Source organism: Caulobacter sp. GW821-FHT05F04, from assembly GCF_059419665.1.
The window spans coordinates 272,823-297,991 of sequence record NZ_JBWKSF010000007.1; the positions used below are offsets into that span (position 1 = coordinate 272,823).

The following is a 25,169-nucleotide window of genomic DNA, read 5'->3' on the forward strand; positions in this document are numbered from 1 at the left end:
CTTCGCGCCCCGATGGGGTACGGGTTGGCGTAGCCGCTGAGAGAAGGACGGCCGTGATGAGCCGAAGCATGTCGCGTGGACTGGCTGTGGCGTTAGCGCTGTGGGCTGGGGGCGGAGCCGCCTTCGCCCAGACCGGCGCCGCGCCGCGTCCGGGGGACATCTACGGTGTCTGGCGTAATCCCAAGGGCAGCGTCCATATCGAGATCAAGCCGTGCGAGGCCCGCACCTGCGGCGTCGTCGTCTGGGCCAATGAGCACGCGCGCGCCGACGTGAAGAAGAAGAACAACCAGGATCTGGTCGGCATGCAGTTGCTGCGCGATTTTTCCGCCGCCGATCCCAACGAATGGAAGGGCCGGGTCTATGTACCCGACCTGGATATGACCTTCTCGGGCCAGGTCAAGCTGCTGGACCGCGCCTCGCTGAAGGCCAAGGGCTGTCTGCTGCCCAACTTCCTCTGCAAGTCGCAGACCTGGACACGAGTGGACACCACCACGGCGAGTACGGCCAAGGCGTCCTGATCGGGCTCAGGGATGGCGACCCGAGCCGCCGGGTTTCTTGCCGCCGCCGTCCTGCTTGTTGACAGTGGCCCAGGCCCGGCGTTCGGCTTCCTTTTCCGAGACGCCCTTGGCCTCGTAGCCTTCGGCGATGTGGTCGGCCTTGCGTTCCTGCTTGTCGGTGTACTTGCTCTTGTCGCCCTGGGGCATGGCGGAACTCCTCTGCTGAGGACCTAACCGGCCATGTCCGTCCGAGTTCCTCGGGCTAAGCTTCGAACGAGAGTAGCGCCAGCAACGCCCCCTCGGTGTCCGAGAGCCGCCAGCCGCGATAGGCGAAGACCGCGCCCTTGCGGAAATCGGCGGCGGCCTGGTCGCGCAGGCGGGGCAGGGCGGCGAGGCCGCGTCCGGCCGGGAAGAGGCGCTTGCCGAGGGCGCTGGCGGTGACGGTCGGGTGCTGCTCGCGCCAGGCCTTGCCGATCCGCTGGACGGCGGCGGGGTCTAGGCCGGCGAGGACGTCGGGCGTGGCGGCGCGGGCCAGGGCCGGCGTGGCGGCCAGCGCCACCAGTGCGGCCAGGAGGTCGCGGCGGCTGGTCATTGTACAGTCTCGCTCTTCAGGTGATCGGCCAGCCGCATGCACAGCGCCAGGATGGTCAGGGTCGGGTTGACGATGCCGGAGGTCGGGAAGACCGAGCTGCCGGCGACGTAGAGGTTCTTCGCCTCGTGCAGGCGCAGGTTCGCGTCGACGACGCCCTTCCTTGGATCGACGTGCATCCGCGTCGCGCCCATGTGGTGACGCGAGGCGCTGGACGTCGCCAGCAGCTTGTCACGCGGGATCGACCAGCACAGCCGGCCCTGGCCCGAGGCCCCGAACGCGTCGGCAAGCCCCGCCACCGACAGCTCCAGGTCGGCATAGTCCTTCTCGCCATAGGTCCAGGTCAGGCGCACGCGCGGCATGCCCAAAGGATCCTTGTGCTCTGGGTCCAGGGTCACGCGGCTGTCGGGATTGGGGAAGTGCTCGGTCATGGCGAAGTAGCCCAGCAGTTGGGCCTCGTCCTGGCCGGCGATGCGGCCGCTGGTCCGACGGATCGCCTGCGTGTCGGCGCCGACCTTGGTGTCGGTCCCGGAGGGCGTGGCCTTGTAGAGCGTGGCGGTGAAGTTGCCGGTCTTCATCCGCGCCTGGGCCTTCAGGCCCGAGCCGATCACGCAGTGGGGCGACAATCGCTTGGTCGGCGCATAGAGCTCCAGCGGCGTGGCGCGCGTGACGGCCACGACCGAGCCTTCGGTCTCGGCGTCGCCGTCGTTCGAATAGGTGACGTGGCCCTGGAAGAACCGGCCGACCAGATCGTGGCCGTTGCCCAGGTCGTCGGAGGCCAGCAGTAGGCGGACGTTTTCGATGCCGCCGGTCGCCAGCACGTAACGCCTGGCCTTTGCGGTGTGGTGCGAGCCCTTGAGGCAGGCGACGTCCAGGCCAACGATTTCAGCGCCTTGCCGGCGAATTTTCACGACGTTGGCGTAGAGATAGACGGTGATGTTCGGCGCGTCGGCGAACTTCGTGCGCCAGGCGTCGAAAGCCGCCTTGTCGCCGCCGCCGGAGAGTTTCGAGAACACCCGCGGGGCCGGGAAGAAGCCGTCGGCCGGGTCCAGCGCCAGGGGCTGGCGATCGGGTTCGGTCGGCTTGGCCATCTCCAGCGGGAAGCGCGGGATCTCCAGCAGGTCGCAGGCCCGGTCGTAGTAGGCCTGCATCTGGGGGCGGGTGACGGGCCAGCCGCTGTAGGGGATCCAAGGCCGCTCGGCGAAGTCGGCGGGGTCCAGCGGTCCGCACTTGCCGCCCCACACGTGGCCCGAGCCGCCCAGGGCCCTGATGCGGGACTGGACCGGATAGTTGTCGAATGGCCGGTCGGGATTGCCGGGCGCTTTCTGGACGCCGGAGCCGGCGTAGAGGGCTTGGTTCTCCATGTCGATCTCCAGGCCACCGCTCTCCAGGATCGCGACCTTCAGCGGACCGCCGGCCAGCTCCTTGGCCAGGGTGATGCCGGCCAGGCCGCCGCCGATGATCACCAGATCGGCTTCAATCCGGCTGGCGTCAGGCAAAGTCCGGGCGTCGATGATCGCCATCGTTGAAAAACTCGCTGATTTTATTGGGGAAGTTTGGGGGCGGTCCCTTAGGACCGCGCGCCCCGGCTCTTCAGGTAGTCGACGACGGCGCCGTGGCCGTTCTTGCGGGCCTGACCGAGCGGCGAGCGCATCTCGCCTTCATTGGCCTCGACCGAGCGGTTCACGTCGGCGCCGTGCTCGACCAGATAGGCGACGATGGGCAGGCTTCCCGCCTGGGCGGCGTTGATCAGCGGGGTCTCGTCGCCGGGGACGAAGATCTCGACATTGGCGCCGCGCGCCACCAGGGCCTGGACGATGTCGAGGTGGCCGGACAGCGAGGCCTGGATCAGCGGGGCGCCGTCGCCGCGCACGGCTAGGTTCGGATCGGCGCCGGCCGCCAGCAGGGCCTGGACGATGTCCATGCGGCCGCGACGGGCGGCTTCGATCAGCGGCGAGCCGTCGCCGACGACCACCGTGTTCACATCGGCCCCCAGGGCGATCAGTTCGCGCACGGCGGCGATGTCCTTGGCGCGCACGGCCTCGAACAGCGGTTGGCCCAGGTGACGGGCGGCGGCTGCCTTGGCTTGGCCGGGGCTCCGCTGGACGACCTGGGCCGGCTGGGCGGCCCAGGCGGCGACCCCGGCCGAGAGGCCGAGGACCGCGACGACGGCCGCGCCGGCCAGGTGGCGGCCGCGATGGGCATGGTGACGGGTGAGCAAGGTGAAGCGCTCCTTCAGTTGGTTGTTGGCCGAGGCGGGCCAATGGCAGCCCAGCGGCGGGGCGAAGGCGGCCAGCTGGGTCTTCAGCATGGCTTCGCCATAGGCGCGGCGGGTCTTGGGATGACGGGCCAGCACGGCGGCGTCGCAGGCGATCTCCTGATCGATCCGCAGCACGGCCGCGCCGAGATGGACGAGGGGGTTGACCCAGAACAGGCACCGCAGGCCGGTGACCACGGCGTTGATCTGGGCGTCGCCGACGGCCAGGTGATTGCGCTCGTGGGCGATGATCAGGGCCTGCTCCTCGGGCGTGAAGCGCTCGGCGAAGTCGGCGGGCAGCACCACGCACGGCGCCAGCGCGCCGATCACGGCCGGACCGACGCCGGGGCGCTCGGCGAGCAACAGGCTGGCGTCGTCGGTGACGCTGAGCCGGCCCAGCGACCGCACGAACCGGCGCTGGCGCTCGGCCTGGACGATCAGGCCGGCCACGGCGACGAGGCCCCAGAGGCCCAACACGATCTCGGTGATCGGCAGGGCGCGGACTTGGTTTGGGGCGGACGGCGAAGACGGCGCGGTCGTGGGCGACGACGGGGCTTCCGCCGTGGCGGTCGCGACGTCCGGTCTGGCGATGACCGGCGCGTGCCGTGTGATAGTGCGGGCCGGGATCAGTAGGGCCAGGATCGACAGCGGTACGATCAGCCACAGCGCGTAGGCGCTGCGGGCCCCGAACGCGGCGCGGACCGGCTTGCGCAGGACCAGCGCCAGCAGCACGGCCGCCGCCAGGGCCAGGTTGGCCTTGGCCAGGAAGAGGATCAGGTCACTGGTCATCGTCGATCTTGTCCAGCAGGCGGCGCAGTTCCGCGATGTCCTCGGGGTTCAGCTTCTCGCGCTTGGAGAAGTGGCTGACCAAGGGCGCCAGGCGGCCGTCGAACAGACGGTCCAGCAGGCCCTGGCTCTCGGAATCCACATAGTCCTCGCGGCCGACCAGCGGACGGTAGAGGAAGCGGCGGCCATCCTTGTCGGCGGCGATCACGCCCTTCTTCAGCAGGCGGTTCAGCAGGGTCTTCACCGTGCCCTCGGCCCAGCCGTGGTCCTTGGCCAGGATGGCCAGGACGTCCTCGGCGGGCTTGGGGCTGTCGGCCCAAAGCACCTTCATGACTTCGCTTTCGGCGGCGCTGATGCGTTGCGGGTTCGTATCCATGGTCTAACGATTACGCACGTAAACGTTCCAGTCAAGCCATCGATTACGCGCGTAAACGAATTGTAATGCAGCGGTTGGACGCGAAGCCGAAGCGGCTTAACCCTGGCGGGCGAGACAGGAGGGCCGGATGGTCGAGACATTGCAGATGGGCCTGCCGGGCTTCGACCCGCCGACGCCGACCGACCGGCTGATGTTCCTGCTGTATCCGGACCCCGCGACGGCCGAGCGGATCGCGACCAAGGCGCGCCGGCTGAAGGCGGCCCTGGGCCTGCGCGGCCAGCCGCTGCTGACCGATCGCTTCCACATCACCCTGCATCACCTGGGCGACTATGTCGGGCTGCCCAATGACGTGGCGGCGAAGGGCAAGGACGCGGGCGCGGCTGTGAAGGCCGCGCCGTTCGAGGTCACGTTCGACCAGGCCATCAGCTTCGCGAACCGGCCGGGCAACAACCCCTTCACGCTGCAGGGCGCGGAGGGCGTGCGGGATCTGATCGCGTTCCAGAAGGCGCTCGGCGAGGCCATGGCTTGGGTTAAGCTGAAGCCCGACAGCAGCTTCACACCGCATATCACGCTGCTCTACGACGGCCAGGTGGTCCCGGCCCAGGCCATCGCCCCGATCCGCTGGACGGTCGATCGCTTCGTGCTGGTGCAAAGCAAGCTGGGCCAGACCCAGCACATCGTGCTCCAGGCCTGGGACCTGACCGGGTAGGATCACGGAGATTCGCTGCAAGAGGCCCGGTCATGACCCCGACGATGTACGGCATCAAGAACTGCGACACGGTCGCCAAGGCGCGCAAGTGGCTGGAAGCGCGCGGCCAGGCCTATGACTTCCACGACTACAAGGCGGTCGGGATCGATCGCGCGACGTTGGAAGGCTGGGTCCAGGAGCACGGCTGGGAGACGATCCTGAACCGCGCGGGCACGACCTTCCGCAAGCTGGACGAGGCCGATCGCCAGAACCTGAACGCCGACAAGGCCATCGCCCTGATGCTGGCCCAGCCTTCGATGATCAAACGCCCGGTGCTCGACCTGGGCGACCGCCGGCTGGTCGGCTTCAAGCCTGAGATCTACGAAGCCGCGATCGGCTAGTCCGCGTTTCCCTCGCGCCGCGAGCGAAGTTTAAGACGACAATTTCCAGGAGATCGGTCTATCACTGGACGGAAGGTCTCGCGTTGTCGCGAGCCATGAGGGGGTTTTTGACGCGTGGGGGACGCTGTCTCGCGATACGAGCTGGTCATCTTTGACTTCGACGGCACGCTGGCCGACAGCGCGGCCTGGATGATGCGGGCTGTCAATCCGATGGCGCGCCGGTACGGCTTCAAGACCGTCACCAACGAAGAGATCGAGATGCTGCGCGGCCGCAGCACCCGCGAGGTCATCCGCTATCTGGGCGTCTCGCCCTGGAAGCTCCCCTTGATCGCTCGCGCCGGCAAGAAGCTGATGGCCGCCGACGCTCACACCATCCCGCTGTTCCCCGAGACCGCCCGGATGCTGCGCGCCCTGCACGCGGCGGGCGTGAAGATCGCTGTGGTCAGCTCCAATAGCGAGGCGGTGATCCGTCGCGTACTGGGCGAGGAGTTGGGCGAACTGATCAGTCTCTATGCCTGCGGCGCGTCGCTGTTCGGCAAGGCCCGCAAGTTCAAGCAGGTCACGGCCCGAGGCGTCAGCCGCGACAAGGTCATCTGCATCGGCGACGAGACCCGCGACATCGAGGCCGCCCGCGCGGTGGGCCTGGACTGCGGCGCCGTCGGCTGGGGCTACGCCAAGCCCGCGATCCTGGCCCAGCACCAGCCCACGGTGTCGTTCGCCACGATGTCCGAAATCATCTCGTACGTTGGCGCGTCCAGACCTGCGGTCGGCGGCGACTAGCCTTCGAGGGCGCCTGCCGTAGCTCTTGGGGTTTCGTTGCGCCGCGGTCCTGATGGTCGGCGGCCCTTCGGTATGGCGTCGTCCGGCCCTCACGATCGTCGAGCTTTTGTTGGCCTTACGAAAGTTTCATCCCGGCGGGCGCCTCCAATCAGGACCGTGAACGCCTCTTACCAGTGAAGGCGGCGCGGGGGCGTCGTCCAAACAACTCGTTGGAGGATTTAAAATGGGTCCTGAAATCATCGTTCCGATCGGCGCCTTCGCCATGATCGTCGCCATCGTCTGCCTGCCGTTCTACTTCAAGAGCCGCGAGCGTCGCGAAATGCAGCGCACCCTGCGTGTCGCCATCGAAAAGGGCCAGCCGATCCCGCCCGAGGTGATCGAGGCGATGAGCCGCAGCGTGAAGACCCCGCCGACCCGCCTGCGCGACCTGCGCACCGGCGTGATCTGGCTGGCGATCGGCATCGGCATCGCCGGCGCCACCTATTTCGGCGACTTCATTCACGGCGGCGACGACTTCGACGGCTTCGGGATCGCCTGCATCCCGGTGGTGATCGGCGTGGCCTTCATCGTGCTCAGCTTCTTCAATCCCAACAAGGAAGAGCGGGTCTAGGCGGCTCGCGAGCCTTGGGAGGGGCTTGATCCAATGGGCATGGAACGCCCACCAACTGGCCATGATGTCGAGCTCGCCGCGCAAGCGGCGGCGGGCGACCGCCGGGCCTACGGGGAGCTGGTGCGCAGGCACGGCTCGGCTGTCCGGGGTCTCTTGAGACGCATGGGCGCCGACTCGGCCACCGCCGACGACCTGGCCCAGGACGCCTTCATGACGGGCTTCGAACAGGCCGCCGAGTTCCGTGGGGAGGGGACCTTCGGGGCCTGGATCAGAAGGATCGCCGCGCGGCTCTACCTGAAGAAGGTCAAGCGCGAGGCGCGGCTGATCTTCTCGGACACCGTCGAGCCGGTCGAGGATGTCATGGTGCGCGACGCGTCGAAGGACGCGGCCAGCCGCATCGACCTCGACGAGGCCCTGAAGTCGCTGTCACGCGGGGAGCGCCTGTGCGTTTCCCTGTGCTACGGCGCCGACTGGTCTCACGCCGAAGCGGCCGAGGCCTTGAATATCCCGATCGGCACGGTCAAATCCCATGTCAAACGTGGTTTGGATAAACTCCGGGCGAGGCTCGCCCGGCCAGAGGAAGGGGCGAGGAGGGAAGCACATGGCTGAACCCGATTTCGAAGCCCAACTAAGCCGCATGTTCGCCGAGCCGCCGTCGTTTCCCGACGCGGCCCTGTTCAACGCCGAGGTCGCGGCCAAGCTGGACCGCGGATGGGCGATGCGGCGCATGTTCATCGCCGTGGCCGGTGGCGCGGCGGGCCTGATCGCGGCCTTCCAGCTGCTGTCGACCCGCTTCTCCAACGAAGTCGCGCAACTGTCGAAGAATGGCAGCCACACGCTGGAGAACGAGATCAACGCCGGCGTGGCCAAGTTCAACGCGGTGCTGGCGACTCCGTCCAGCGCCGAGGCGGTCTGGCTGGCCGCGGGTCTGGCGGTGGTGGCGCTGGCGTTCTTCGTGACGCGCGCGGTCGAGGACTTCTGACGCCGCGGACTGAAGGTCCGCCGCGCCGCGCCGCCTTGACGGTGTTATCGCCGTTCATGTTGCGGTGCGGCGCGATCCGGCCCACAAACGGCGCTCTAGAAGAAGCCGCTTAGGGAGCGCTCGCCGTGTCCGCCCATCGTGAAGAGACGGTCCGCCGTCTGGCCGCCCCCGACATCACCGCCCGCAAGGGCGGCGTACCGATCGTCTGCCTGACGGCCTACACCGCCCCGGTCGCCGCCGCGCTCGACGACGCCTGCGATCTGCTGCTGGTGGGAGATTCGCTGGGCATGGTGGTCCACGGCTTGCCCAACACCGTCGGCGTGACCCTGGACATGATGATCCTGCATGGCCAGGCGGTGATGCGCGGCTCCAAGAAGGCCATGGTCGTCGTCGACATGCCGTTCGGCTCGTACGAGAACTCGCACGAAGAGGCCTACGCCAACGCCGTGCGGATCATGAAGGAGACCGGCGCCCAGGCCGTGAAGGTCGAGAGCGGCCTGACCGTGCCGGCGACCATCGCCTACCTGACCCAGCGCGGCGTGCCGGTCATGGGCCATGTCGGCCTGCGCCCCCAGGCCGTGCTACTGGAGGGCGGCTTCAAGGCCAAGGGCCGGGACGAGGCCGGCCGCGCCAAGGTGCTGGAAGAGGCCCGCCTGACGGCGGAGGCCGGCGCCTTCGCCATCGTCGTCGAGGGCGTGGCCGAGAGCCTGGCCCGCGAGGTTACGGAAGCGGTCTCTGTCCCCACCATCGGCATCGGCGCCTCGGCCGGCTGCGACGGCCAGGTGCTGGTCGTCGACGACATGCTGGGCCTGTTCGACTGGACCCCGAAGTTCGTCCGCCGCTACGCCGACCTGAAGGGCGAGATCGAGCGCGCCGCGGCCGAATTCGCCCGTGACGTGAAGGATCGCAGCTTCCCAGGCGACGCCGAGACCTATTACGCCAAGAAGAGCTAGCCATGTTCGGACTGGGCGAGCGTCGAGACGCGGCTCTGCGACGGCACTACGAAGCCGTCTGGGGGCGTCCGGCGCAGCCCTGTGTCATGCCGCGCAATCCTACGAGCTCCATGCCGGGCGCCTTCTCGATCGTGAAGTTCGCGCCGGGCAGCGCAGACGGTCTTTGGGTCTATGCGACCGTGGGAATGTCCCGCCTGCGTGCGGGCCGCCCAATCGAACTGCACATGTTCAGCCAAGTCGAGTCGGCCGAGATCGCCGAGGTGCTGACGGTGACAGCCCACTACCACATGACCGGCGCGCCGTTGGGCCTGCATCATTCGGTCAATCTTGGGCGCGGGTGGTTGGGCAATTCGTCGTGCGACCACGCTCTGATCTCGCTGCCCTATCGCGACGGGCCCAGGCTGGAGATCTTCCGCGCGGGATTGAAGACGACCCGGTGCTACTGGCTGCTGCCAATCACCGAACGAGAGGTCGATTTCAAGAAAGCACACGGAACCGAGGCGCTTGAACAGCGATTTGAGGCGATCGACGTGCCCTTCGCCGACCCGTTGCGGGAAAGCGTCGTCTGACGATCGAAATCGCCGCTCCAGCGGGCGTTGCGGCCCGGCGCGGCACGCTATAGGTTCGCCGCCTCGGCGAGCGGCCCTCCGCCCGCCACAATCTGTCTTCAACCCAGCGGCGTCGCTCCAGTGCGGGCGGCGTGCCTGGGCTAGCGCCTGTTTCGGAGCCTCGTTTCGTGGTCGATGTTTTTGACGAAGTCGAAGAACAGCTTCGCTCCGAGCGCTATCGTACGCTGGCGGTGAAATCGCTGCCGTTCGTGGCGGCGGCCGTGGTGGCCGTGGTGATCGGCGTCGGCGGCTACTGGGGCTGGACCTCGTACCAGACGACCCAGGCCAACAAGGCCTCGGAAGGCTATCAGTCCGCGCTGGAAACCGCTCAGAAGCAGGGTCCGGCGGCTGCCTTCGGCCAGTTCAAGACCGTCGCCGACGGCGGCGCCGCGGGCTACAAGGCCCTGGCCCTGCTGCAGATGGGCGACATCCGTCTGGAAGAAAACAAGACCAAGGAGGCCGTCGGCTATTTCGACGAGGCCGCCAAGGCCGCGCCGAACGCCCTGCTGGGCGACCTGGCCCGCCTCAAATCCGCCTTCGCCCTGATGGACACGGCTCCCTACAAGGATCTTGAGTCGAGGTTGACGCCTTTGGCGGGGGAAAAGAGTCCGTACCGCGTGTACGCCAAGGAAGCGCTGGCCTTCGCCAAGCTGCAGGCCGGCGACCTGAAGGGCGCGCGCGCCGACTTCGTGATCCTGGCCAATTCGCTGGACAGCAGCACGTCCGAAGAGGTGCGCCAGCGCGCCCAGGCGGCCATGCAACTGATCGACTCGGGCACCGCCAAGGACCTGGCCGCCGCCGTGAAGGCCGCCGCCGCCCTGCCGCCCATGCCGCCGATGAGCCAACTGCCCGCGGGCCTCGCTCCGCAAGCCGCCCCTAACGCCCAATGAGCCGCCTGATGATCTCCAAGCGTTCCGTCGCCCTGGTCGCGCTGATGTCGGCGTCCATGGCCGTCACCGGCTGTTCGACGGTTTCGAAGCTCAATCCGTTCCACGGCAAGGACAAGAACAAGTCCACGGCCAGCCAGGGGCAGCGCATCTCGATCATCGCCTTCGACCAGAAGGTCGAGGCCAACGAGACGCTGAAGGGCGCGGACTTCTTCCTGCCCGAGCCGGTCGTCCAGACCGAATGGCGCCTGCCGGGCGGCAACGCCGAGCAGTCGATCGAACACGTCGACGCCGGCAAGGGTTTCCAGATCGCCTGGAAGAAGGGCTTCGGCAAGAAGAGCGGCAAGACCTTCCACGTCACCGCGCCGCCGGTCTCGGCCGAGGGCCGCATCTTCGTGATGGACGGCGAGGCCGACGTCGTGGCGATCGACGCCAAGTCGGGTTCGCAGATCTGGCGTAAGGACCTGCGCCCGGCCGCCGGTTCGATCAAGAAGGCCGGCTTCATGGGCCTGCTGCCCAAGAAGAACGACCGCACGGGCTTCGGTGGCGGCCTCGCCGTCGGGGCCGACAACAAGCTCTATGTCGCCTCGGGCTTCCGCTTGGTGGCCCAGATCGACGCCGCCTCGGGCAATCTGAACTGGACGCAGCCGGTCACCACTCCGATCCACGCCGCCCCCACCGTCGCCGACGGCCGCGTGTTCGTGGTCTCGACCGACAATGAACTGCTGACCTTCGACGCCGCCACCGGCGCGCCGGGCTGGACCTACCAGGCCCTCAGCGAACCGGCCCGCATCCTGGCCGCCTCGACCCCCGCCGTCAGCGGTGACACCGTCGTGGCCGGCTTCGCCTCGGGCGAGCTGGTGGCCCTGCGCGCGACCAACGGCAACGACCTGTGGAGCGAGGCCCTCAGCCGCGCCAGCCGCACCAACGCGCTGTCGGAAATCCGCGATATCCCGGGCCGCCCGGTGATCTACAAGGGCGACGTCTTCGCCGTCAGCCACTCGGGCGTCTTCGCCGCCACCGATCTGCGCTCGGGCCAGGCCCGCTGGAGCCTGCCGGTCACCGCCATCACCACCCCGTGGGTCGCCGGCGACGTGGTCTATGTCGTCGACAAGGCCGGCCAGGTCATCTGCGTCTCGCGCGAAAACGGCTCGGTCTATTGGATCCAGGACCTCAACAACACCGAGGCCCTGTCCAAGAAGCAGAAGAAGAAGCGGGCCAAGCATCCTATCCTGTGGTCGACCCCGATCCTGGCCAATGGCCGCCTGATCACGGTGTCCAGCGCCGGCGAGGCCGTCGCCTTGAACGCCAAGACCGGCGCCAAGGAAAAGACCCTCAAGGTCGGTTCCTCGGTGCTGATCAATCCGATCGCGGTCGGCGACATGATCTACCTCGTCACGGATGACGCGGAACTGATCGCCATCCGCTAAGCCAAGAAGGTGCGCCTTCGGGCTCGCTCGACAACTTGAAACGCTCTTGAGCCCGGGTCCGCGAAAGCTGGCCCGGGCGTTCGCTTTTCCAACGCCTTTTGCGGGAAACGTGAAAATCGACTACTGGACGCCCTATGCCTTTGAAACTCGCCATCGTCGGCCGCCCCAATGTGGGCAAGTCCACGCTGTTCAACCGTCTGGCTGGCAAGAAGCTGGCCATCGTCGACGACCAGCCGGGGGTCACCCGTGACCGCCGCTACGCCGACGGCCGCCTGGGCGACCTCGACCTGCACCTGATCGACACCGCCGGCTTCGAGGACGTCGCCGACGAGAGCCTGGAAGCGCGCATGCGCGCCCAGACCGAACTGGCGATCGAGGAAGCCGACCTCTCGCTGTTCATCTACGACGCTCGCGAAGGCGTCACGCCGCTGGACGAGGTGTTCGCCGCCCTGCTGCGCCGTCGCGGCAAGCCGGTGATCATCGCCGCCAACAAGGCCGAGGGCAAAGCCGGCCAGTCGGGCATCGGCGAGGCCTACAAGCTGGGCCTGGGCGAGCCGATCCCGATCTCGGGCGAGCACGGCGAAGGCATGGCCGAGCTGTACGCCGCCATGCTGGAAGCCGTTCCCGAGGACCAGTATTCCGACGACGAGGATGACGAGGACAAGCCGATCCGGCTGGCCATCGTCGGCCGTCCGAACGCCGGCAAGTCCACCCTAATCAACCGCCTGATCGGCGAGCAGCGCTTGCTGACCGGCCCCGAGGCCGGCATCACCCGCGACTCGATCTCGGTCGACTGGATATGGGGCGACAAGAAGGTCCGCCTGGTCGACACCGCCGGCCTGCGCAAGAAGGCCAAGGTCCAGGAGAAGCTGGAGAAGCTCTCCACCCAGGACACCATCCGCGCCATCACCTTCGCCGAGGTGGTGGTGCTGGTGATGGACGCCACCCACCCCTTCGAGATCCAGGATCTGCAGATCGCCGACCTGAGCGAGCGGGAAGGGCGGGCCCTGGTGTTCGTGCTGGCCAAGTGGGATCTGGTCGAGGACCAGGCCGCGACCTTGGCCGCTTTCCGCGAGCACGCCGAGCGCATGCTGCCCCAGGTGCGCGGCGCGCCGGTGGTGGCGCTGTCGGGCGAGACCGGCAGCGGCGTCAACAAGCTGATGCCGGCCGTGCTGAAGATCCACAAGGACTGGTCGACCAAGGTCAAGACGCGCGACCTGAACGACTGGCTGCAGATGGCCATGCAGCGCCACCCGCCGCCCGCCGTCAGCGGCCGCCGCGTGAAACCCAAGTACATGGCCCAGACCAAGGCCCGTCCGCCGACCTTCGTGCTGTTCTCCAGTCGCGCCGACCAGATGCCCGACCACTATCGGCGCTATCTGATCAACTCCTTGCGCGAGAGCTTCGACCTGCCGGGGGTGCCGCTGCGCATCACCATCAAGTCGGGCGCCAACCCCTATGCCGACGGCGAGGCCAAGGGCCACAGCGGCCGGGGCAAGCGCGAGTTCGAACGCCGCGAACGCGAGGAGGAACGCATCCGCGCCTCCCGCAACACGGTCAAGAAGTCCAAGCGCCTGGCCGACGAAGCCGCCGCCAAGGCCGCGATCGAGGCGGGCCTGCCCGACCCCCGCGAGGCCAAGCCGGTCAAGAAGAAGGCGCCCGCCGCCAAGGCGGCTCCGGCGGTCGAAAGCGCCGTGGCCGCCGAACCGGGCAAGGCCGCGGTCAAGTCGGTCAAGAAGCTGGGCCCCAAGGTCCAGAAGAAGGTCTCGACCGCGCCCAGCTACAAGGTCGGGGCCAAGTCGGCGGGCGGCAAGGCGGCGGGGCCCAAGCGTCCGGTGTCCGGCGCGCGCACCGTGCGTGGCAACACCGGTCCGGGCAAGCCGAAGGGGCGCTGAGAGCCTAAACTTCGCCATACGCGTTCAGCCTTGTGGGCTGAACGTGGAGGGACGGCGATGCGAGGCTTGGGGCTGGCTTTGATCTTGATGGCGCTGCCGTTGGCGGCGTCGGCGGCCGACTACAAGCCCGTGGTCTGCACCAGCGCGGTGACCTATGCCGGCCCGCCGTGGCATCCGGCCGTCGCGCCGCCGCTGCTGACCGAGGTTCCCAAGGCCGCGCTTGATCCAGAAGCGGTCGCGCGGCTGGAGGCGGCGTTCGTTCAGGCCAAGGCCGCGACCAAGGCGCCGGCCATGACCGCCGCCGTGCTGATCCCCGGCAGGGGCGCCTGGAGCCGCACCGACAGTGGTGAGCAGCCGCCGATGCTGTTCTGGGCCAGCGCCGGCAAGAGCCTGGTCGCCATCGTCGTCCTGCAGCTGGCCGAGGCCGGCAAGCTCAAGCTGGAAGATCCGATCTCGAAATACGTGGCCGGCGTGCCCAACGGCGACGTGGTGACCCTCCGCGACCTGCTGGCCCACACCGGCGGCCTGTTCAGCGCCAACGAGGATCTGAAAGCTCGGGCCGAGCGCCGCGCCCATACCCTGGACGAGGATGTGAAGATCATCGCTCGCCATGGGGCCATGTCGTGTCCCGGCGAGCGCTGGCGGTATTCCAACACCGGCTACGCGCTGCTGGGCAAGGTGATCGAGACGGTCGATGGTCAGACGTGGCAGGCCGCCGTCGAGGCGCGGGTCATCAAGCCGCTGGGCCTGAAGTCGCTGCGGATGCTGGCTGACGGTGACAGGGCCGAGGACGTCGCCAAGCTGGTCTCGGCCAAGGAAACCCCGATCGAGCCCGCCTGGGCCGGCGCGGCGGGCGGCGCCGTGGGCTCCGCCGAGGACATGGCTCGGGTCTGGGCGGCGCTGCTGGGCGGTAAGCTGCTGAAGCAGGAGACGCTGACGGCGATGTTCGGCCAGCTTTATCCGATGTTCGACGCCGGCAGCTTCTACGGCCTGGGCGCGATGGTCATCGAAGTTCCGGAGGCCGACGGCTCTAAAGGCCTTTGGCTAGGACATCTGGGCGGTACGCCGGGCGCGAGCGCCGTGGTGGCCTATTCGGTCAGGGACCAAGCGATCGTGGCCGCCGCCCTGACCGGAGATGGCTCGGCGACGGCCACGGCGAACCTGCTGCTGAAGCAGCTTCGCCGTTAGAAAGCTTTCCGTTCGGCCTGCCGGTCTCGGATTTCTAGGCGTCGATGCTGGGCGCTTCCTGGCCCCGATCCTTGAAGCGAACCACGCCCTTGGGCGGTTCGCGATCGGGGCGGACCAGGTCGATGATGAACGGCACGATGGTTTCTGGCGCGGGAACGGTCTGGGGATCCTCGCCCGGGAACGCGCCGGAGCGCATCCGGGTGCGCATGGCGCCCGGATCGACGCACAGAGCGCGGACGGCGGTGTTCTCCATCTCGTCGGCATAGACATCGACAATGGCCTCGAGGGCCGCCTTGGTGGCCGAGTAGGCGCCCCAGAAGGCCGGCCGGGTCTTGGCGACGCTGCTGGAGAAGAACAGCGCCCGGCCGGCGTCCGAGGCGCGCAGCAGCGGATCCATGGCGCGGATCAGGCGCCAGTTGGCCGTCAGGTTGGTGGACAGGATCATGTCCCAGCCCTTGGGCTCCAGGTGGCTCACCGGGGTGAGGGGACCCAGCAGGCCGGCCGCGCCGACCAGGATGTCCAGCTTGCCCCAACGCTGATGGATGGCCGCGCCCAGATGGTCCAGGCCGTCAGGCTCACGCAGGTCCAGTGGGACCAGGGTGGCGCGCTCGCCGGTGGCCTCCAGGATAGCGTCGTCCAGGGCCTCGAGGGCGCCTTGCGTGCGGCCCACCGCGATCACGTGGGCGCCGGCCTGGGCCAGGCCCAGGGCGACCGCCCCGCCGATGCCGCGCGTGGCGCCGGTGACGAGGGCGATGCGGCCGGCCAGCGGCTTTTGGGAGTCGGAAGTCATGGGCGGGTTCTAGAACAGGCGAGGGCGGACGGAAACCGGGGCAAGCCCTTAAGCTTCCATCTCCTGTTCGGCGGCCTTACGGGCGTAGTGCTGGGCGATGACCGAACAGGCCATCAGCTGGATCTGGTGGAAGATCATCAGCGGCAGCACGATGATGCCGGCCGTCGGACCGGGGAACAGGATGCCCGCCATCGGCACGCCGGTGGCCAGGCTCTTCTTGGAGCCGCAGAAGGTGATGGCCCTTTCGTCCTCGGGCGAGAAGCCCAGCGCCCGCGCCCCGAAGGTGGTGGCGGCCAGCACGACGGCCAGCAGCACGCCGCAGACCGCCAGCAGGATCGCCAGCTGCAGCGGCGAGATCTTGTGCCAGATGCCGCCGACCACGGCCTCGCTGAAGGCGGCGTAGACGACCAGCAGGATCGAGCCGCGATCGACATAGCCGATCAGCGACTTGTGCCGCTGGATCCACCCGGCGACCAGCGGCCGGGCCAACTGGCCGGCGATGAACGGCAGCAGCAGCTGGACGACGATGTCCCGCACCGATGTCCAGCCGCCCGCCGCGCCGCCCTGGGTGTGCATCAGCAGGCCGACCAGGACCGGGGTGATGAAGATGCCGAACAGGTTGGAGGCGCTGGCCGCCACGACGGCGGCCGCGACATTGCCGCGCGCGATCGAGGTGAAGGCGATCGACGACTGCACGGTGGAGGGCAGGCAGCACAGGAACAGAATCCCGGCCGCCAGGGTCGGCGGCAACAAATTGAGCTTGCTGGCCAGCAGGCCCAGGATCGGGAACATCACGAAGGTGAAGGCCAGGATCAGCAGGTGCAGCCGCCAGTGGGTCAGACCCGCCACAACGTTGTCGCGCGACAACTTGGCCCCGTGCAGGAAGAACAGCAGCGCGATGGCCAGCTTGACGACGATGTTCAGGCCGTGCGCCGCCTCGCCACGCACGGGCAGGATCGAGGCCAGCACGACCATGCCGAACAGGGCGAGGACGTACGGCTCGAGCTTCAGCTTCTCGAGAACGCTCTTCAGGGTCACGGAAAGACTTAGGCGCTGAGCAGCGAAAGCTGCTTGTCGTTGGTCTCGTTGCGACCCTCGGCGATCTCGCGGTCCGTCAGGCGGGTCGGATAGTCGCCGGTGAAGTAGTGGTCGGTGAACTGCGGGGCGGCCGGATCGCGCGGGCCAGCTTCCAGGGCGTCGTACAGGCCCTCGACCGACAGGAAGCCCAGGCTGTCCACTTCCAGGAACTTGGCCATCTCTTCCAGCGACTTGTTGGCCGCCAGCAGCTGTTCGCGCTCGGGCATGTCAATGCCGTAGAAGTCGGGCCACTTGATCGGCGGGCTGGCCGAGCGGAGGTGGACTTCCGTGGCGCCGGCCTCGCGGACCATGCGGACGATCTTCAGCGAGGTGGTGCCGCGCACGATCGAGTCGTCGATCAGGACGACGCGCTTGCCGGCCAGGATGGCGCGGTTGGGGCTGTGCTTCATGCGCACGCCCAGTTCGCGCACGCCCTGGGTCGGCTGGATGAAGGTGCGGCCCACATAGTGGTTGCGGATGATGCCCATCTCGAACGGGATGCCGCTCTCCTGGGCGAAGCCCAGGGCCGCGGGCACGCCCGAGTCCGGCACCGGCACCACGACGTCGGCCTCGACGCCGGTTTCCTTGGCCAGGTTCCGGCCCATGCGCTTGCGCACGCCATAGACCGAGCGGCCGTTCACGACGCTGTCGGGACGGGCGAAATAGACATATTCGAACACGCAGGGGCGCGCGGCCTGGGTCTGGAAGGGCTTGGTCGAGGTGATGCCGGTTTCCTCGATCACCACCATCTCGCCGTGCTCGATGTCGCGGACGAAGCGGGCGCCGATCATGTCGAGGGCGCAGGTCTCGGACGCCAGAACAGGCTTGCCCTCCAGGTCGCCCAGCACCAGCGGGCGGATGCCCAGCGGGTCGCGCAGGCCGATCATCTTCTTGTTGGTGATGGCCACCAGGGCGTAGCCGCCTTCGATCTGGCCGACGGCGTCGATGAAGCGGTCGACGATCTTGGCCTTCCGCGAACGGGCGATCAGGTGAAGGATGACTTCGGAGTCCGAGGTCGACTGGAAGATCGCGCCTTCCTGCACCAGACGCTCGCGCAGGGTCAGGAAGTTTGTCAGGTTGCCGTTGTGGGCGATGGCCACGCCGCCGGTTTCCAGATCGGCGAACATCGGCTGGACGTTACGGATGCCGCTGCCGCCGGCCGTGGAGTAGCGGGTGTGGCCGATGGCCAGGGCGCCCGGCAGACGCTGGACGAGGTCGGCCCCGGTGAAGGCGTCGCCGACGTGGCCCATGTGGCGTTCGGTATGGAAGCGATTGCCGTCGAAGGCGGCGATGCCGCAGGCCTCCTGGCCGCGATGCTGCAGGGCGTGCAGGCCCAGCGCCGCGATGGCGGCGGCGTCACGGACGCCGAAGACGCCGAACACGCCGCACTCCAGGCGCAGGGTGTCGTCCTCGGGATCGCGCCACGGCGACGAGGAATAGCGGTCGGTCGACTGGCCTAGGAAGGTCATCGTGATTTCTCCACCAGGTCGTCGAGCTTCCGACGCTGGTCATCATCATAGCCTTTATCCGACGACTTCTCGCCGGACGTATTGTCGCCGCCCTCATGAACGGCTTCCTTGATCGCCGGGGCCAGCTTGCCGGCCAGGGCCTTGCCCTTCGGGGCGAAGACCTTGAGCACCGCGCCGCTGGCTTCGGACAAGGGATAGAACATCGAATCCTGGACCCAGTGCGGCATGCGATCCGGCGGCGTCGCCAGGTGCAGCAGCAGGTTGAAGACGCCCAGAATCAACACGGCCCGGATCACCCCGAAGGTCGCGCCGACCGCGCGGTCCAGGGTTCCGGCCGAGGTCTCGTGCAGGCCGGCGGTCAGCTGGCCGCCGATCAGGCGGATGATCAGGAAGAAGACGACGAAAACCACCACTATGGCCGCCGCCGTGGCGGCCCAGTCGGGGTCCATGAGGTTGCGGAAGATCGGGCCGGAGATCCGCAGGCCAAACAATGAGATGGCGGCGGCGATGATGAACGACAGGGCCGAGGTCAGCTCGCGCGACGCGCCGCGCACCCACCCGGTGACGCCGGAGACCAGCAGCAGGAGCCCGGCGATGATGTCGAACGGCGTCACGTCAGGCTGCTCCAGATCTCGTCGCCGATCCGGCGGACGGCGTCGGCGACACGGGCGACGCCCGCGACCGGCAAGGCTCCGCCGCCTTCAGGGAGGCCGGAGAGCGGTCCGAGCGCCCGGCCAAATCCCAGTTTCGCGGCTTCCTTCAAACGCGTCTCCATCCGGCTGACGGGCCGTACTTCACCCGACAGGCTGAGTTCGCCGAACACGACGCAGTCCTGGGGCAGGGCGACGTCCAGGGCGGAGGAGGCCAGGGCCGCCGCCGCGGCGAGATCCGCCGCCGGCTCCGTGATCCGGAGGCCGCCAGCGACGTTCAGATAGACGTCCTTGTCGCCAAAACCAAGGCCGCATCGGGATTCCAGGATCGCCAGCACCATGGCGAGCCGTCCGGAGTCCCATCCGACCACGGCGCGGCGCGGCGTTCCGTACGCGGAAGGCGCGACCAGGGCCTGGAATTCCACCAGGACGGGTCGCGAGCCCTCGATGCCGGCGAACACCGCCGCGCCGGCCGAGCGTTCGCCGCCCTCGTTGAGGAACAGCGCCGAGGGATTCTTGACCTCGCGCAGGCCGACATCGCCCATCTCGAAGACGCCGATCTCGTCGGTGGCTCCGAAGCGGTTCTTGGCCCCGCGCAGGATGCGGAACGGATAGCCACGCTCGCCTTCGAAGGCCAGGACCGCGTCGACCAGGTGCTCGACCACGCGCGGACCGGCGATCTGGCCGTCCTTGGTCACGTGGCCGACCAGCAGGATCGCCACGCCCTTCTTCTTGGCCAGGCGCACCAGCTCGGTGGCGCAGGCGCGGACCTGGGTGACCGTGCCGGGCCCGGCCTCGTGGGCGTCGCTCCACATCGTCTGGATCGAATCGATGACCACCAGATCGAAGTTGTCGCGCTTCAGGCCATCCAGGATGTCGCGCAGCGAAGTCTCGGCCGCCAGGCTGACATTGGCTTGGGCGAGGCCCATGCGGTCGGCGCGGCCGCGGATCTGCTCGACGGCTTCCTCGCCGGAGATATAGGCGCAGGAGACGCCCCGCAGGGCGGCGCTGGCGCAGACCTGCAGCAGCAGGGTGGACTTGCCGACGCCCGGGTCGCCGCCGATCAGGATGGCCGAGCCGGGCACCACGCCGCCGCCGCAGACCCGGTCGAACTCGTCGACGCCCGTCATGATGCGCGGAGGCGGGGCGGTGTCGCTCTGCAGGCCGGTGAACTGCAAGCCGCGCACGCGGGTGGCCTTGGTCGTCGCCAGGGCGCCGGGCGGCTTGGCGCCGACCTCCTCGACCAGGGTGTTCCAGCTCTGGCAGGCGGGGCACTGTCCGGACCATTTGGTCTGGACCGCGCCGCAGGACTGGCAGGCGTAGACGGCGCCGTCGCGGGCCATGGAGTCTCCTGATTCTCGGATAGCGGGAGACTACAGGTTGGCGAGACGCTGCGCCAAAGCCGGACGCAGCCAAGCTGTGGGCCGATGCGTTTGCATCAAGGCAGGTGTCGAGGAGCGCGACGATGAACAAGGCTTGGTGGGCGGCGATCCTGGCGACGGCGGCTCTGACGGCCTGTGGTCGCGCCCAGCCCAAGGACCCGGACGCCTCCGCCCGCGTCGAGGTCAATGGCGGCGAAGTCACCGTCGGCCAACTGCGGAAGGATTCCGCGCGCGCAGAGATGGCGGCGGCTAAGGGAACCAAGCCTCTGACCCCGGGCAGCCTGCCAGCCCTGCTGCCGGCCACGGTCGGCGGCTTCGCGCGCACCGATGTCCGGAGCCAGGCCGGGACCGAGCCGGGCATGACCAAGGTCAGCGCCCGCTACGTCAAGGATGGCGCGGCCTTCACGCTGGAGGTCGTGGACCTGGGCGCGATCGGCTCGGTCGGGGCCAGCGACGATGCGGTCGGCGCGCACAGTACGCGCCGGACGGCCACCGGCTATGAGACCGTCACCACGGCCGGCGGTCGCACCGTCACCGAGCAGTGGGACGAGGCCGCCAAGTCCGGCCGCTACGCCGTGGTCGCCGCCGACCGCTACAGCATCGCCGCCGACGGCGCCGCCGACAGCGCGGCCGTGCTGAAGGCGGCCGTCGAGACGGTCAACGCCGCGCGGCTGCGGGCCCTGGCCGTCCCGTAGCGCGCGACGCCTACTGGCTGATGATCACCTTCTCGACGCCCAGGCCGATGCTGCGCGGGTCTTCCGGCGTCGGGGGATTGGGGGCGCCGATCGTGTACTCCAGCGTCAGCGGCTGGCCCGGCGTGACGAGATCGGCCGGGATGCTGACGCGATACGGGCGCCAGTTGGCCTTCTCGACGTTCCAGGTGACCAGCTTGCGGCCCTTCACCGACACCTCGATCTTCTGCATCACCTCGGGCGGCTTGTTGAAGCTCATGGCGTGCAGTTCGACGATCAGCGGCGCTCCGGGCGCGACGCCGGGGACGTTGATCGTCATCACCGAATGCGGGCCATTGGACCAGATCCCCTTGGGATCGGCGGCCGACCAGCCCGAGATCAGCTCTGGCGGGCTGACACCCTGGTCGAAATTGACCTGGGCCAGCACGCGGCTGCCGTTCGGGACATAGGGCGCGATCTCGGTCAGGCCCGGAACCTTGTCCAGCCCCTGGCCGCAGATCAGGCCGCGCAGGAAGCGGCGGCAGTCGGTGCGCTGGGTGAAGCGGCCGTATTCGGCGCCGGCGCTTTCCTCCATGACCACGGTGATGCGCGGATCGCTCGGCGCGGCGACCTTGAACAGGTCTTCCGGCGTCTGGCACGCGATGCCCTGGTCGCGGGCCGTCGAGGCGCTGTTCGACGTACCGCCGGTGCGCACCGCCGCCAGGGTCAGCTGCGAGATCTCCATCTGGTCGATGACGTTGTTGGCGCAGAAATAGGTCGGCGCGAACACCCAGGGCCGGTTGTGCAGCACCGTCGACTTCTCGAGATTGACCGGATGATAGGACGGCGCGCCTTCGCTGAAGGTGTGGCGCACGCCGGCCCGCATCTCGTGACTGTCGCCCCATTGCAGGCCGACGGCGATGACGGCGATAGCCAGCAGGGTGATGGGGCGTGCGTAGCGGCCGATCTGCGCGATCGAGACGGCGGTCAGCAGATAACCGGCGGCCCAGAACAGGCGGCCGTGGGCGCGGAACAGGCTCAGCCACTCGAACACGCCCGACAGCTTCGGACCGGTGAACAGCAGGCGCTGGGCGAGGTACGGGTTGGGACCGATGGCCCAGAGGGTCAGGACGACCATGGCCACGGTCAGCGGCAGCCAGCGGCGGCTCCACACGCGGGCGGGCGTCGGCAGCCAGCCGTGGCGCACCGACAGGAAGACGCCGGCGGCGATCGTGAACAGCACGCCCGCGCCCAGGTAGTTATAGCCCTCGAACCACTGGCCGCCGTTGGGGTCCAGGGTCTGCTTGAACCAGCCGCCCTCGAAGGTCTGGCCGAACAACGCCGAGCCCTGGGGCAGGATCGGACCCAGGATGTTCATCGAGTAGTAGCCGATGATCGGGCTCTTGCCGCCGCCGGCGCCCTGGCCGACGCCATAGCCCAGCACGAAGGCGGTGAGGGCCATGCAGAGTAGCACCAGGCCCGCGGCCTTGGCGCAGTTCGCCCAGGCTCGCGGGCGCTTCTGGGCGATCTCCGAAGCCATGGCGGCGGCGAAGCAGAAGCCGATCGGCGGCAGGTGATAGGCGTGCACGCCCATGGCCAGCGCCGCCAGACCGGCGAAGACGCCGGCGCGGCGCAGGGTCAGGCCGTGACGGATGCTGTCGGCCGCGGCGGCCAGGGCGAAGATCACCACCCAGTGGCCGCTCAGGGCCACGTGGCCGTGGCGCATCAGGAAGGCGGGCGTGAGCAGGGCCAGCAGACCGCCCATCGCCAGCAGCACGACCTGGCGCACGTCCAGGGTGCGCAGCAGGGTGATCATCGCCACCGGCTGCAGGGCGTAGGAAATCAGGAAGAACAGGCCCAGGCCGTTCAGCCAATGCCACAGGCCGGTGGCCTTCAGCACGACCGTCATCCAGGGGATGCTGTCGGTATAGACGACCGACAGCAGGGCCGGGGACAGCAGGCGGTCGGTGACGACCAGCGGGAAGCGCCAGGCCTGGCGGAACACCGCCTCCTGGCCGGCCAGCATGGTGGCCATGTCGTTGTGCGGCGCGCGCCAGAAGTCGGCGTGGGCGCCGACCAGCTTGAAGCCGATCAGGTGTTGGAATAGGCCGACGGCGGCGACCACGACGGCCAGGGCGACCCAGCGCCAGCCCGCCTCCTGGCGCGCGGCGGTCAGCAAGGCGCGCTTGGCTTCTTCGTACAGGTCCGACATCGACGCGCCCCCGAGCGTAACTCTATTACAGGCTGAGCCTCACCCGCCCCGCAGCCCCACATAGCGGCGCGTCGCGCGGAGCGTCAATCGCGTCAACCGCTCGTAGGCCGAAGTGCCGGCGGCCTCGGCCGCGTCGTCGATCGGCAGGTTCGGACCGAACAGCTCGACCATCGCGCCGGGGCGGGCGGCGTCGCAGTCGGTGATGTCGACCGCGATCAGATCCATGGAGACGCGGCCCAGCATCGGCCGGCGCGCGCCGTCGAACCAGACCGCGCCGCGCGGGTAGGCGGCGCGTGGAATCCCGTCCGCGTAGCCGGCCGCGACGATGGCGACACGGGTGGTCTCGGTCGCCGTCCAGCCGGCGCCGTAGCCGATGCTCTCGCCGCGCGGCACGACCCGGACTTGCAGGATCGGCGCCTCTACCGTCGCGACGGCGCGGATCTCCGGATGCGGCCGGCCCTCGGGCCCGCCGCCATAAAGGCTGATCCCTGGACGGGCCTGGTCGAAGCGCCAGGCCTCGCCCAGGAACAGGCCCGCCGAGGCGGCCAGGCTGCGTCGGGCGTTCGGCAGCAGGGCGACGGCCTCCTGGAAGCGTTCCAGCTGGATCGCGTTCAGCGGATGGGCCGGCTCGTCGGCGCAGGCCAGGTGGCTGACGACCAGCTCGATGTCGAGCCGCTTGAGGCGATCAAAGGCGCTGACCAGCACCTTCAGCTCCTCGGGGCGCAGGCCCAGGCGGTTCATGCCGGTGTCGACGTGCAGGGCCGCCTTCAGCCGACCCGCACGGGCCTGGGCGTTCCAGGCCTCGACCTGGGGCAGGCTGTTGAGCACGGGCGTGAGCCGGGCGCCCTCCAACGTGTCGCCGGAGCCGGGCGTGACGCCGTCCAGCACGTGGATGATCGCCTCGCGGTCGCCCAGCGCCTGGCGCAGGGCCACGCCCTCGGACAGGCGGGCGACATAGAAGCTCCGCGCGCCCTCGGCCCACAGGCGGTCGGCGACCTGGGCCGCGCCCAGGCCATAGGCGTCGGCCTTGACCGCTGGCGCCACCTCGGCCCCGCCCGCGCGGGCGCGCAGGGCCGCGTGGTTCGCGGCCAGGGCGTCGAGGTCGATGGTGATGCGGGTGTCGGTGAAGTCGGTCACGAGGCCGACGTACCGGACGCGGGCAGGCGGTTCAACGCCTTAACCGTGATGGGTGGCCAGGAACCGCGCCACCAGGTTCTCCGCGCCCGAGGCGATGATCTGCACGCCGATGCACAGCAGCAGGAACGCCACCAGCCGCGACAGCACCCGCGCGCCGCCGGGGCCCAGCAGCCGCATGACCCGGCCCGAGGCGCTGTAGAGCAGCCAGACCAGGATCGCCACCAGGGCCGCGGCCAGACTGGCGCCGATGAAGAAGGGCGCCACGCCGCTGCCTTCGGTCGGGCGCTGGGACGACAGGGCGATGGCCACCGAGATCGAGCCCGGGCCGGTGGTGAACGGCATGGTCAGCGGGAAGAACGCGACATCGTCCTGCCCTTTGGCCTCGTGGCGCTGGGCCGACTCGGTCTGGCTGGTCTTGCGGTCCTCGTGCTCCTGCGGGTCCATCAGCAGGCCCCAGGCGCGGATCGCCACGACGAGCCCGCCGGCCACCCGCAGGGCCCCCAGGCTGACGCCGAAGAAGTTGAGAATATAGCCGCCCAGCAGCAGCGACCCCAGAAGCACCAGGAAGGCGTACAGTCCGATCAGCCGTGCCAGCCGCAACCGCTCGGACCGATCCCGGCCCGCCATCGCCTGGTCGAAGATCAGCGAGGCCCCGACCGGATTGACGATCGAGAACAGCGCCGGAAACGCCAGCAGGAAGGCGCCGACCAGGCTGGAGGTGGGCAGGGGGCTGAAGTCCATGTGACTCGTCGGAACAGGGGGCGAGGCGGGCAAACTCGCCCGGTCATGGGGGCGAGGTCAAATGCCCATCCCCCTATTCCGATCTTCCCGGCCTTCCCGGGGAGATCGGCGAT

Annotated in this window: 27 protein-coding genes; 14 read left to right on the forward strand and 13 right to left on the reverse strand. The window is 68.7% G+C overall.

Annotated elements, in window-relative coordinates; translation table 11 throughout:
• The first annotated feature begins 68 nt into the window (after window positions 1-68).
• The gene (locus tag AC07R7_RS19055) at window positions 69-518 is read left to right on the forward strand and encodes a DUF2147 domain-containing protein (protein ID WP_494636285.1); all 450 of its coding nucleotides are present in this window, start codon (window positions 69-71) and stop codon (window positions 516-518) included.
• A gap of 6 nt (window positions 519-524) precedes the next feature.
• On the opposite strand, the gene AC07R7_RS19060 is transcribed toward AC07R7_RS19055, so the two are convergent.
• The 5 genes from AC07R7_RS19060 to AC07R7_RS19080 are packed head-to-tail and all read right to left on the reverse strand — an operon-like array spanning window position 525 to window position 4,505.
• The gene (locus AC07R7_RS19060; RefSeq protein ID WP_494636286.1) at window positions 525-704 is read right to left on the reverse strand and encodes a hypothetical protein; all 180 of its coding nucleotides are present in this window, start codon (window positions 702-704) and stop codon (window positions 525-527) included.
• A gap of 55 nt (window positions 705-759) precedes the next feature.
• Entirely contained in the window at window positions 760-1,089 is a 330-nt protein-coding gene (locus AC07R7_RS19065; protein ID WP_494636287.1) for a hypothetical protein, read from the reverse strand.
• A complete protein-coding gene (locus AC07R7_RS19070) occupies window positions 1,086-2,609 on the reverse strand; it encodes an FAD-dependent oxidoreductase (RefSeq protein ID WP_494636288.1) in 1,524 nt (507 codons plus the stop codon). The genes AC07R7_RS19065 and AC07R7_RS19070 overlap by 4 nt, the downstream gene beginning before the upstream one ends.
• A gap of 47 nt (window positions 2,610-2,656) precedes the next feature.
• Window positions 2,657-4,132, reverse strand: coding sequence for a M56 family metallopeptidase (locus tag AC07R7_RS19075; protein WP_494636289.1), 1,476 nt, complete (start codon window positions 4,130-4,132; stop codon window positions 2,657-2,659).
• Window positions 4,122-4,505, reverse strand: coding sequence for a BlaI/MecI/CopY family transcriptional regulator (locus AC07R7_RS19080; protein WP_492838409.1), 384 nt, complete (start codon window positions 4,503-4,505; stop codon window positions 4,122-4,124). The genes AC07R7_RS19075 and AC07R7_RS19080 overlap by 11 nt, the downstream gene beginning before the upstream one ends.
• Window positions 4,506-4,632: 127 nt before the next feature.
• Here AC07R7_RS19080 and AC07R7_RS19085 point away from each other — a divergent pair, with 127 nt between their 5' ends.
• The 12 genes from AC07R7_RS19085 (at window position 4,633) to AC07R7_RS19140 (ending at window position 14,927) form a co-directional block, all read left to right on the forward strand.
• Complete coding sequence (locus AC07R7_RS19085) at window positions 4,633-5,214, forward strand: 2'-5' RNA ligase family protein (protein ID WP_494636290.1); 582 nt, start codon at window positions 4,633-4,635, stop codon at window positions 5,212-5,214.
• Window positions 5,215-5,246: 32 nt separating this feature from the next.
• Entirely contained in the window at window positions 5,247-5,594 is a 348-nt protein-coding gene (locus AC07R7_RS19090; RefSeq protein WP_492884881.1) for an ArsC family reductase, read from the forward strand.
• Between the two features lie 114 nt (window positions 5,595-5,708).
• A complete protein-coding gene (locus AC07R7_RS19095) occupies window positions 5,709-6,374 on the forward strand; it encodes an HAD family hydrolase (protein WP_492838128.1) in 666 nt (221 codons plus the stop codon).
• 223 nt (window positions 6,375-6,597) lie between these two features.
• On the forward strand, window positions 6,598-6,984 hold the full coding sequence (locus AC07R7_RS19100; protein ID WP_492838126.1) for a DUF6249 domain-containing protein: 387 nt from the start codon (window positions 6,598-6,600) through the stop codon (window positions 6,982-6,984).
• A 33-nt stretch (window positions 6,985-7,017) separates the two neighbouring features.
• Window positions 7,018-7,593: an RNA polymerase sigma factor gene (locus AC07R7_RS19105; RefSeq protein WP_494636291.1), complete on the forward strand. Its 576-nt coding sequence runs from the start codon at window positions 7,018-7,020 to the stop codon at window positions 7,591-7,593.
• On the forward strand, window positions 7,586-7,966 hold the full coding sequence (locus AC07R7_RS19110; protein WP_492884886.1) for a hypothetical protein: 381 nt from the start codon (window positions 7,586-7,588) through the stop codon (window positions 7,964-7,966). The genes AC07R7_RS19105 and AC07R7_RS19110 overlap by 8 nt, the downstream gene beginning before the upstream one ends.
• Window positions 7,967-8,091: 125 nt before the next feature.
• Complete coding sequence (gene panB / locus AC07R7_RS19115) at window positions 8,092-8,919, forward strand: 3-methyl-2-oxobutanoate hydroxymethyltransferase (RefSeq protein WP_494636292.1); 828 nt, start codon at window positions 8,092-8,094, stop codon at window positions 8,917-8,919.
• A 2-nt stretch (window positions 8,920-8,921) separates the two neighbouring features.
• On the forward strand, window positions 8,922-9,488 hold the full coding sequence (locus AC07R7_RS19120; RefSeq protein WP_494636293.1) for a suppressor of fused domain protein: 567 nt from the start codon (window positions 8,922-8,924) through the stop codon (window positions 9,486-9,488).
• 167 nt (window positions 9,489-9,655) lie between these two features.
• Window positions 9,656-10,417: a tetratricopeptide repeat protein gene (locus AC07R7_RS19125; RefSeq protein ID WP_492884890.1), complete on the forward strand. Its 762-nt coding sequence runs from the start codon at window positions 9,656-9,658 to the stop codon at window positions 10,415-10,417.
• Complete coding sequence (locus AC07R7_RS19130; RefSeq protein ID WP_494636294.1) at window positions 10,414-11,844, forward strand: PQQ-like beta-propeller repeat protein; 1,431 nt, start codon at window positions 10,414-10,416, stop codon at window positions 11,842-11,844. The genes AC07R7_RS19125 and AC07R7_RS19130 overlap by 4 nt, the downstream gene beginning before the upstream one ends.
• Window positions 11,845-11,978: 134 nt before the next feature.
• Window positions 11,979-13,739: a ribosome biogenesis GTPase Der gene (gene der, locus AC07R7_RS19135; protein ID WP_494636295.1), complete on the forward strand. Its 1,761-nt coding sequence runs from the start codon at window positions 11,979-11,981 to the stop codon at window positions 13,737-13,739.
• A gap of 87 nt (window positions 13,740-13,826) precedes the next feature.
• A complete protein-coding gene (locus AC07R7_RS19140) occupies window positions 13,827-14,927 on the forward strand; it encodes a serine hydrolase domain-containing protein (RefSeq protein ID WP_494636296.1) in 1,101 nt (366 codons plus the stop codon).
• Between the two features lie 34 nt (window positions 14,928-14,961).
• Here AC07R7_RS19140 and AC07R7_RS19145 read toward each other — a convergent pair whose 3' ends face one another.
• From AC07R7_RS19145 to radA, 5 genes are read right to left on the reverse strand one after another with little or no spacing between them, the layout of a single operon-like run.
• Entirely contained in the window at window positions 14,962-15,717 is a 756-nt protein-coding gene (locus AC07R7_RS19145) for an SDR family NAD(P)-dependent oxidoreductase (RefSeq protein ID WP_494636297.1), read from the reverse strand.
• Window positions 15,718-15,765: 48 nt separating this feature from the next.
• Window positions 15,766-16,755 (reverse strand): bile acid:sodium symporter family protein, encoded by a 990-nt coding sequence (locus AC07R7_RS19150; RefSeq protein ID WP_494636298.1) that lies wholly within the window; start codon window positions 16,753-16,755, stop codon window positions 15,766-15,768.
• Between the two features lie 8 nt (window positions 16,756-16,763).
• Window positions 16,764-18,263 (reverse strand): amidophosphoribosyltransferase, encoded by a 1,500-nt coding sequence (gene purF / locus AC07R7_RS19155; protein ID WP_492884898.1) that lies wholly within the window; start codon window positions 18,261-18,263, stop codon window positions 16,764-16,766.
• Complete coding sequence (locus tag AC07R7_RS19160; RefSeq protein ID WP_492884900.1) at window positions 18,260-18,877, reverse strand: CvpA family protein; 618 nt, start codon at window positions 18,875-18,877, stop codon at window positions 18,260-18,262. The genes purF and AC07R7_RS19160 overlap by 4 nt, the downstream gene beginning before the upstream one ends.
• Complete coding sequence (gene radA / locus AC07R7_RS19165; protein ID WP_492838108.1) at window positions 18,874-20,256, reverse strand: DNA repair protein RadA; 1,383 nt, start codon at window positions 20,254-20,256, stop codon at window positions 18,874-18,876. The genes AC07R7_RS19160 and radA overlap by 4 nt, the downstream gene beginning before the upstream one ends.
• Window positions 20,257-20,378: 122 nt before the next feature.
• Here radA and AC07R7_RS19170 point away from each other — a divergent pair, with 122 nt between their 5' ends.
• Window positions 20,379-20,990 (forward strand): hypothetical protein, encoded by a 612-nt coding sequence (locus AC07R7_RS19170; RefSeq protein WP_494636299.1) that lies wholly within the window; start codon window positions 20,379-20,381, stop codon window positions 20,988-20,990.
• A 10-nt stretch (window positions 20,991-21,000) separates the two neighbouring features.
• Here the strand turns inward: AC07R7_RS19170 and AC07R7_RS19175 are convergent, their stop codons facing one another.
• Genes AC07R7_RS19175 through AC07R7_RS19185 form a run of 3 tightly spaced genes read right to left on the reverse strand, consistent with a single transcriptional unit; the run spans window position 21,001 to window position 25,056 of the window.
• Window positions 21,001-23,178, reverse strand: coding sequence for a DUF6311 domain-containing protein (locus AC07R7_RS19175; protein WP_494636300.1), 2,178 nt, complete (start codon window positions 23,176-23,178; stop codon window positions 21,001-21,003).
• 39 nt (window positions 23,179-23,217) lie between these two features.
• Window positions 23,218-24,315: an alanine racemase gene (alr, locus tag AC07R7_RS19180; protein WP_494636301.1), complete on the reverse strand. Its 1,098-nt coding sequence runs from the start codon at window positions 24,313-24,315 to the stop codon at window positions 23,218-23,220.
• A 39-nt stretch (window positions 24,316-24,354) separates the two neighbouring features.
• The gene (locus AC07R7_RS19185) at window positions 24,355-25,056 is read right to left on the reverse strand and encodes a MarC family protein (protein WP_494636302.1); all 702 of its coding nucleotides are present in this window, start codon (window positions 25,054-25,056) and stop codon (window positions 24,355-24,357) included.
• Window positions 25,057-25,169 lie beyond the last annotated feature (113 nt).

Bases quoted from the DNA above. Each gene is read 5' to 3' on its own strand.
- AC07R7_RS19055 (WP_494636285.1), top strand. From the start codon at position 69: ATGTCGCGTGGACTGGCTGTGGCGTTAGCGCTGTGGGCTGGGGGCGGA.
- AC07R7_RS19060 (WP_494636286.1), bottom strand. From the start codon at position 704: ATGCCCCAGGGCGACAAGAGCAAGTACACCGACAAGCAGGAACGCAAG.
- AC07R7_RS19065 (WP_494636287.1), bottom strand. From the start codon at position 1,089: ATGACCAGCCGCCGCGACCTCCTGGCCGCACTGGTGGCGCTGGCCGCC.
- AC07R7_RS19070 (WP_494636288.1), bottom strand. From the start codon at position 2,609: ATGGCGATCATCGACGCCCGGACTTTGCCTGACGCCAGCCGGATTGAA.
- AC07R7_RS19075 (WP_494636289.1), bottom strand. From the start codon at position 4,132: ATGACCAGTGACCTGATCCTCTTCCTGGCCAAGGCCAACCTGGCCCTG.
- AC07R7_RS19080 (WP_492838409.1), bottom strand. From the start codon at position 4,505: ATGGATACGAACCCGCAACGCATCAGCGCCGCCGAAAGCGAAGTCATG.
- AC07R7_RS19085 (WP_494636290.1), top strand. From the start codon at position 4,633: ATGGTCGAGACATTGCAGATGGGCCTGCCGGGCTTCGACCCGCCGACG.
- AC07R7_RS19090 (WP_492884881.1), top strand. From the start codon at position 5,247: ATGACCCCGACGATGTACGGCATCAAGAACTGCGACACGGTCGCCAAG.
- AC07R7_RS19100 (WP_492838126.1), top strand. From the start codon at position 6,598: ATGGGTCCTGAAATCATCGTTCCGATCGGCGCCTTCGCCATGATCGTC.
- AC07R7_RS19105 (WP_494636291.1), top strand. From the start codon at position 7,018: ATGGGCATGGAACGCCCACCAACTGGCCATGATGTCGAGCTCGCCGCG.
- AC07R7_RS19110 (WP_492884886.1), top strand. From the start codon at position 7,586: ATGGCTGAACCCGATTTCGAAGCCCAACTAAGCCGCATGTTCGCCGAG.
- AC07R7_RS19120 (WP_494636293.1), top strand. From the start codon at position 8,922: ATGTTCGGACTGGGCGAGCGTCGAGACGCGGCTCTGCGACGGCACTAC.
- AC07R7_RS19130 (WP_494636294.1), top strand. From the start codon at position 10,414: ATGAGCCGCCTGATGATCTCCAAGCGTTCCGTCGCCCTGGTCGCGCTG.
- der (WP_494636295.1), top strand. From the start codon at position 11,979: ATGCCTTTGAAACTCGCCATCGTCGGCCGCCCCAATGTGGGCAAGTCC.
- AC07R7_RS19140 (WP_494636296.1), top strand. From the start codon at position 13,827: ATGGCGCTGCCGTTGGCGGCGTCGGCGGCCGACTACAAGCCCGTGGTC.
- AC07R7_RS19145 (WP_494636297.1), bottom strand. From the start codon at position 15,717: ATGACTTCCGACTCCCAAAAGCCGCTGGCCGGCCGCATCGCCCTCGTC.
- purF (WP_492884898.1), bottom strand. From the start codon at position 18,263: ATGACCTTCCTAGGCCAGTCGACCGACCGCTATTCCTCGTCGCCGTGG.
- radA (WP_492838108.1), bottom strand. From the start codon at position 20,256: ATGGCCCGCGACGGCGCCGTCTACGCCTGCCAGTCCTGCGGCGCGGTC.
- AC07R7_RS19170 (WP_494636299.1), top strand. From the start codon at position 20,379: ATGAACAAGGCTTGGTGGGCGGCGATCCTGGCGACGGCGGCTCTGACG.
- AC07R7_RS19175 (WP_494636300.1), bottom strand. From the start codon at position 23,178: ATGTCGGACCTGTACGAAGAAGCCAAGCGCGCCTTGCTGACCGCCGCG.
- AC07R7_RS19185 (WP_494636302.1), bottom strand. From the start codon at position 25,056: ATGGACTTCAGCCCCCTGCCCACCTCCAGCCTGGTCGGCGCCTTCCTG.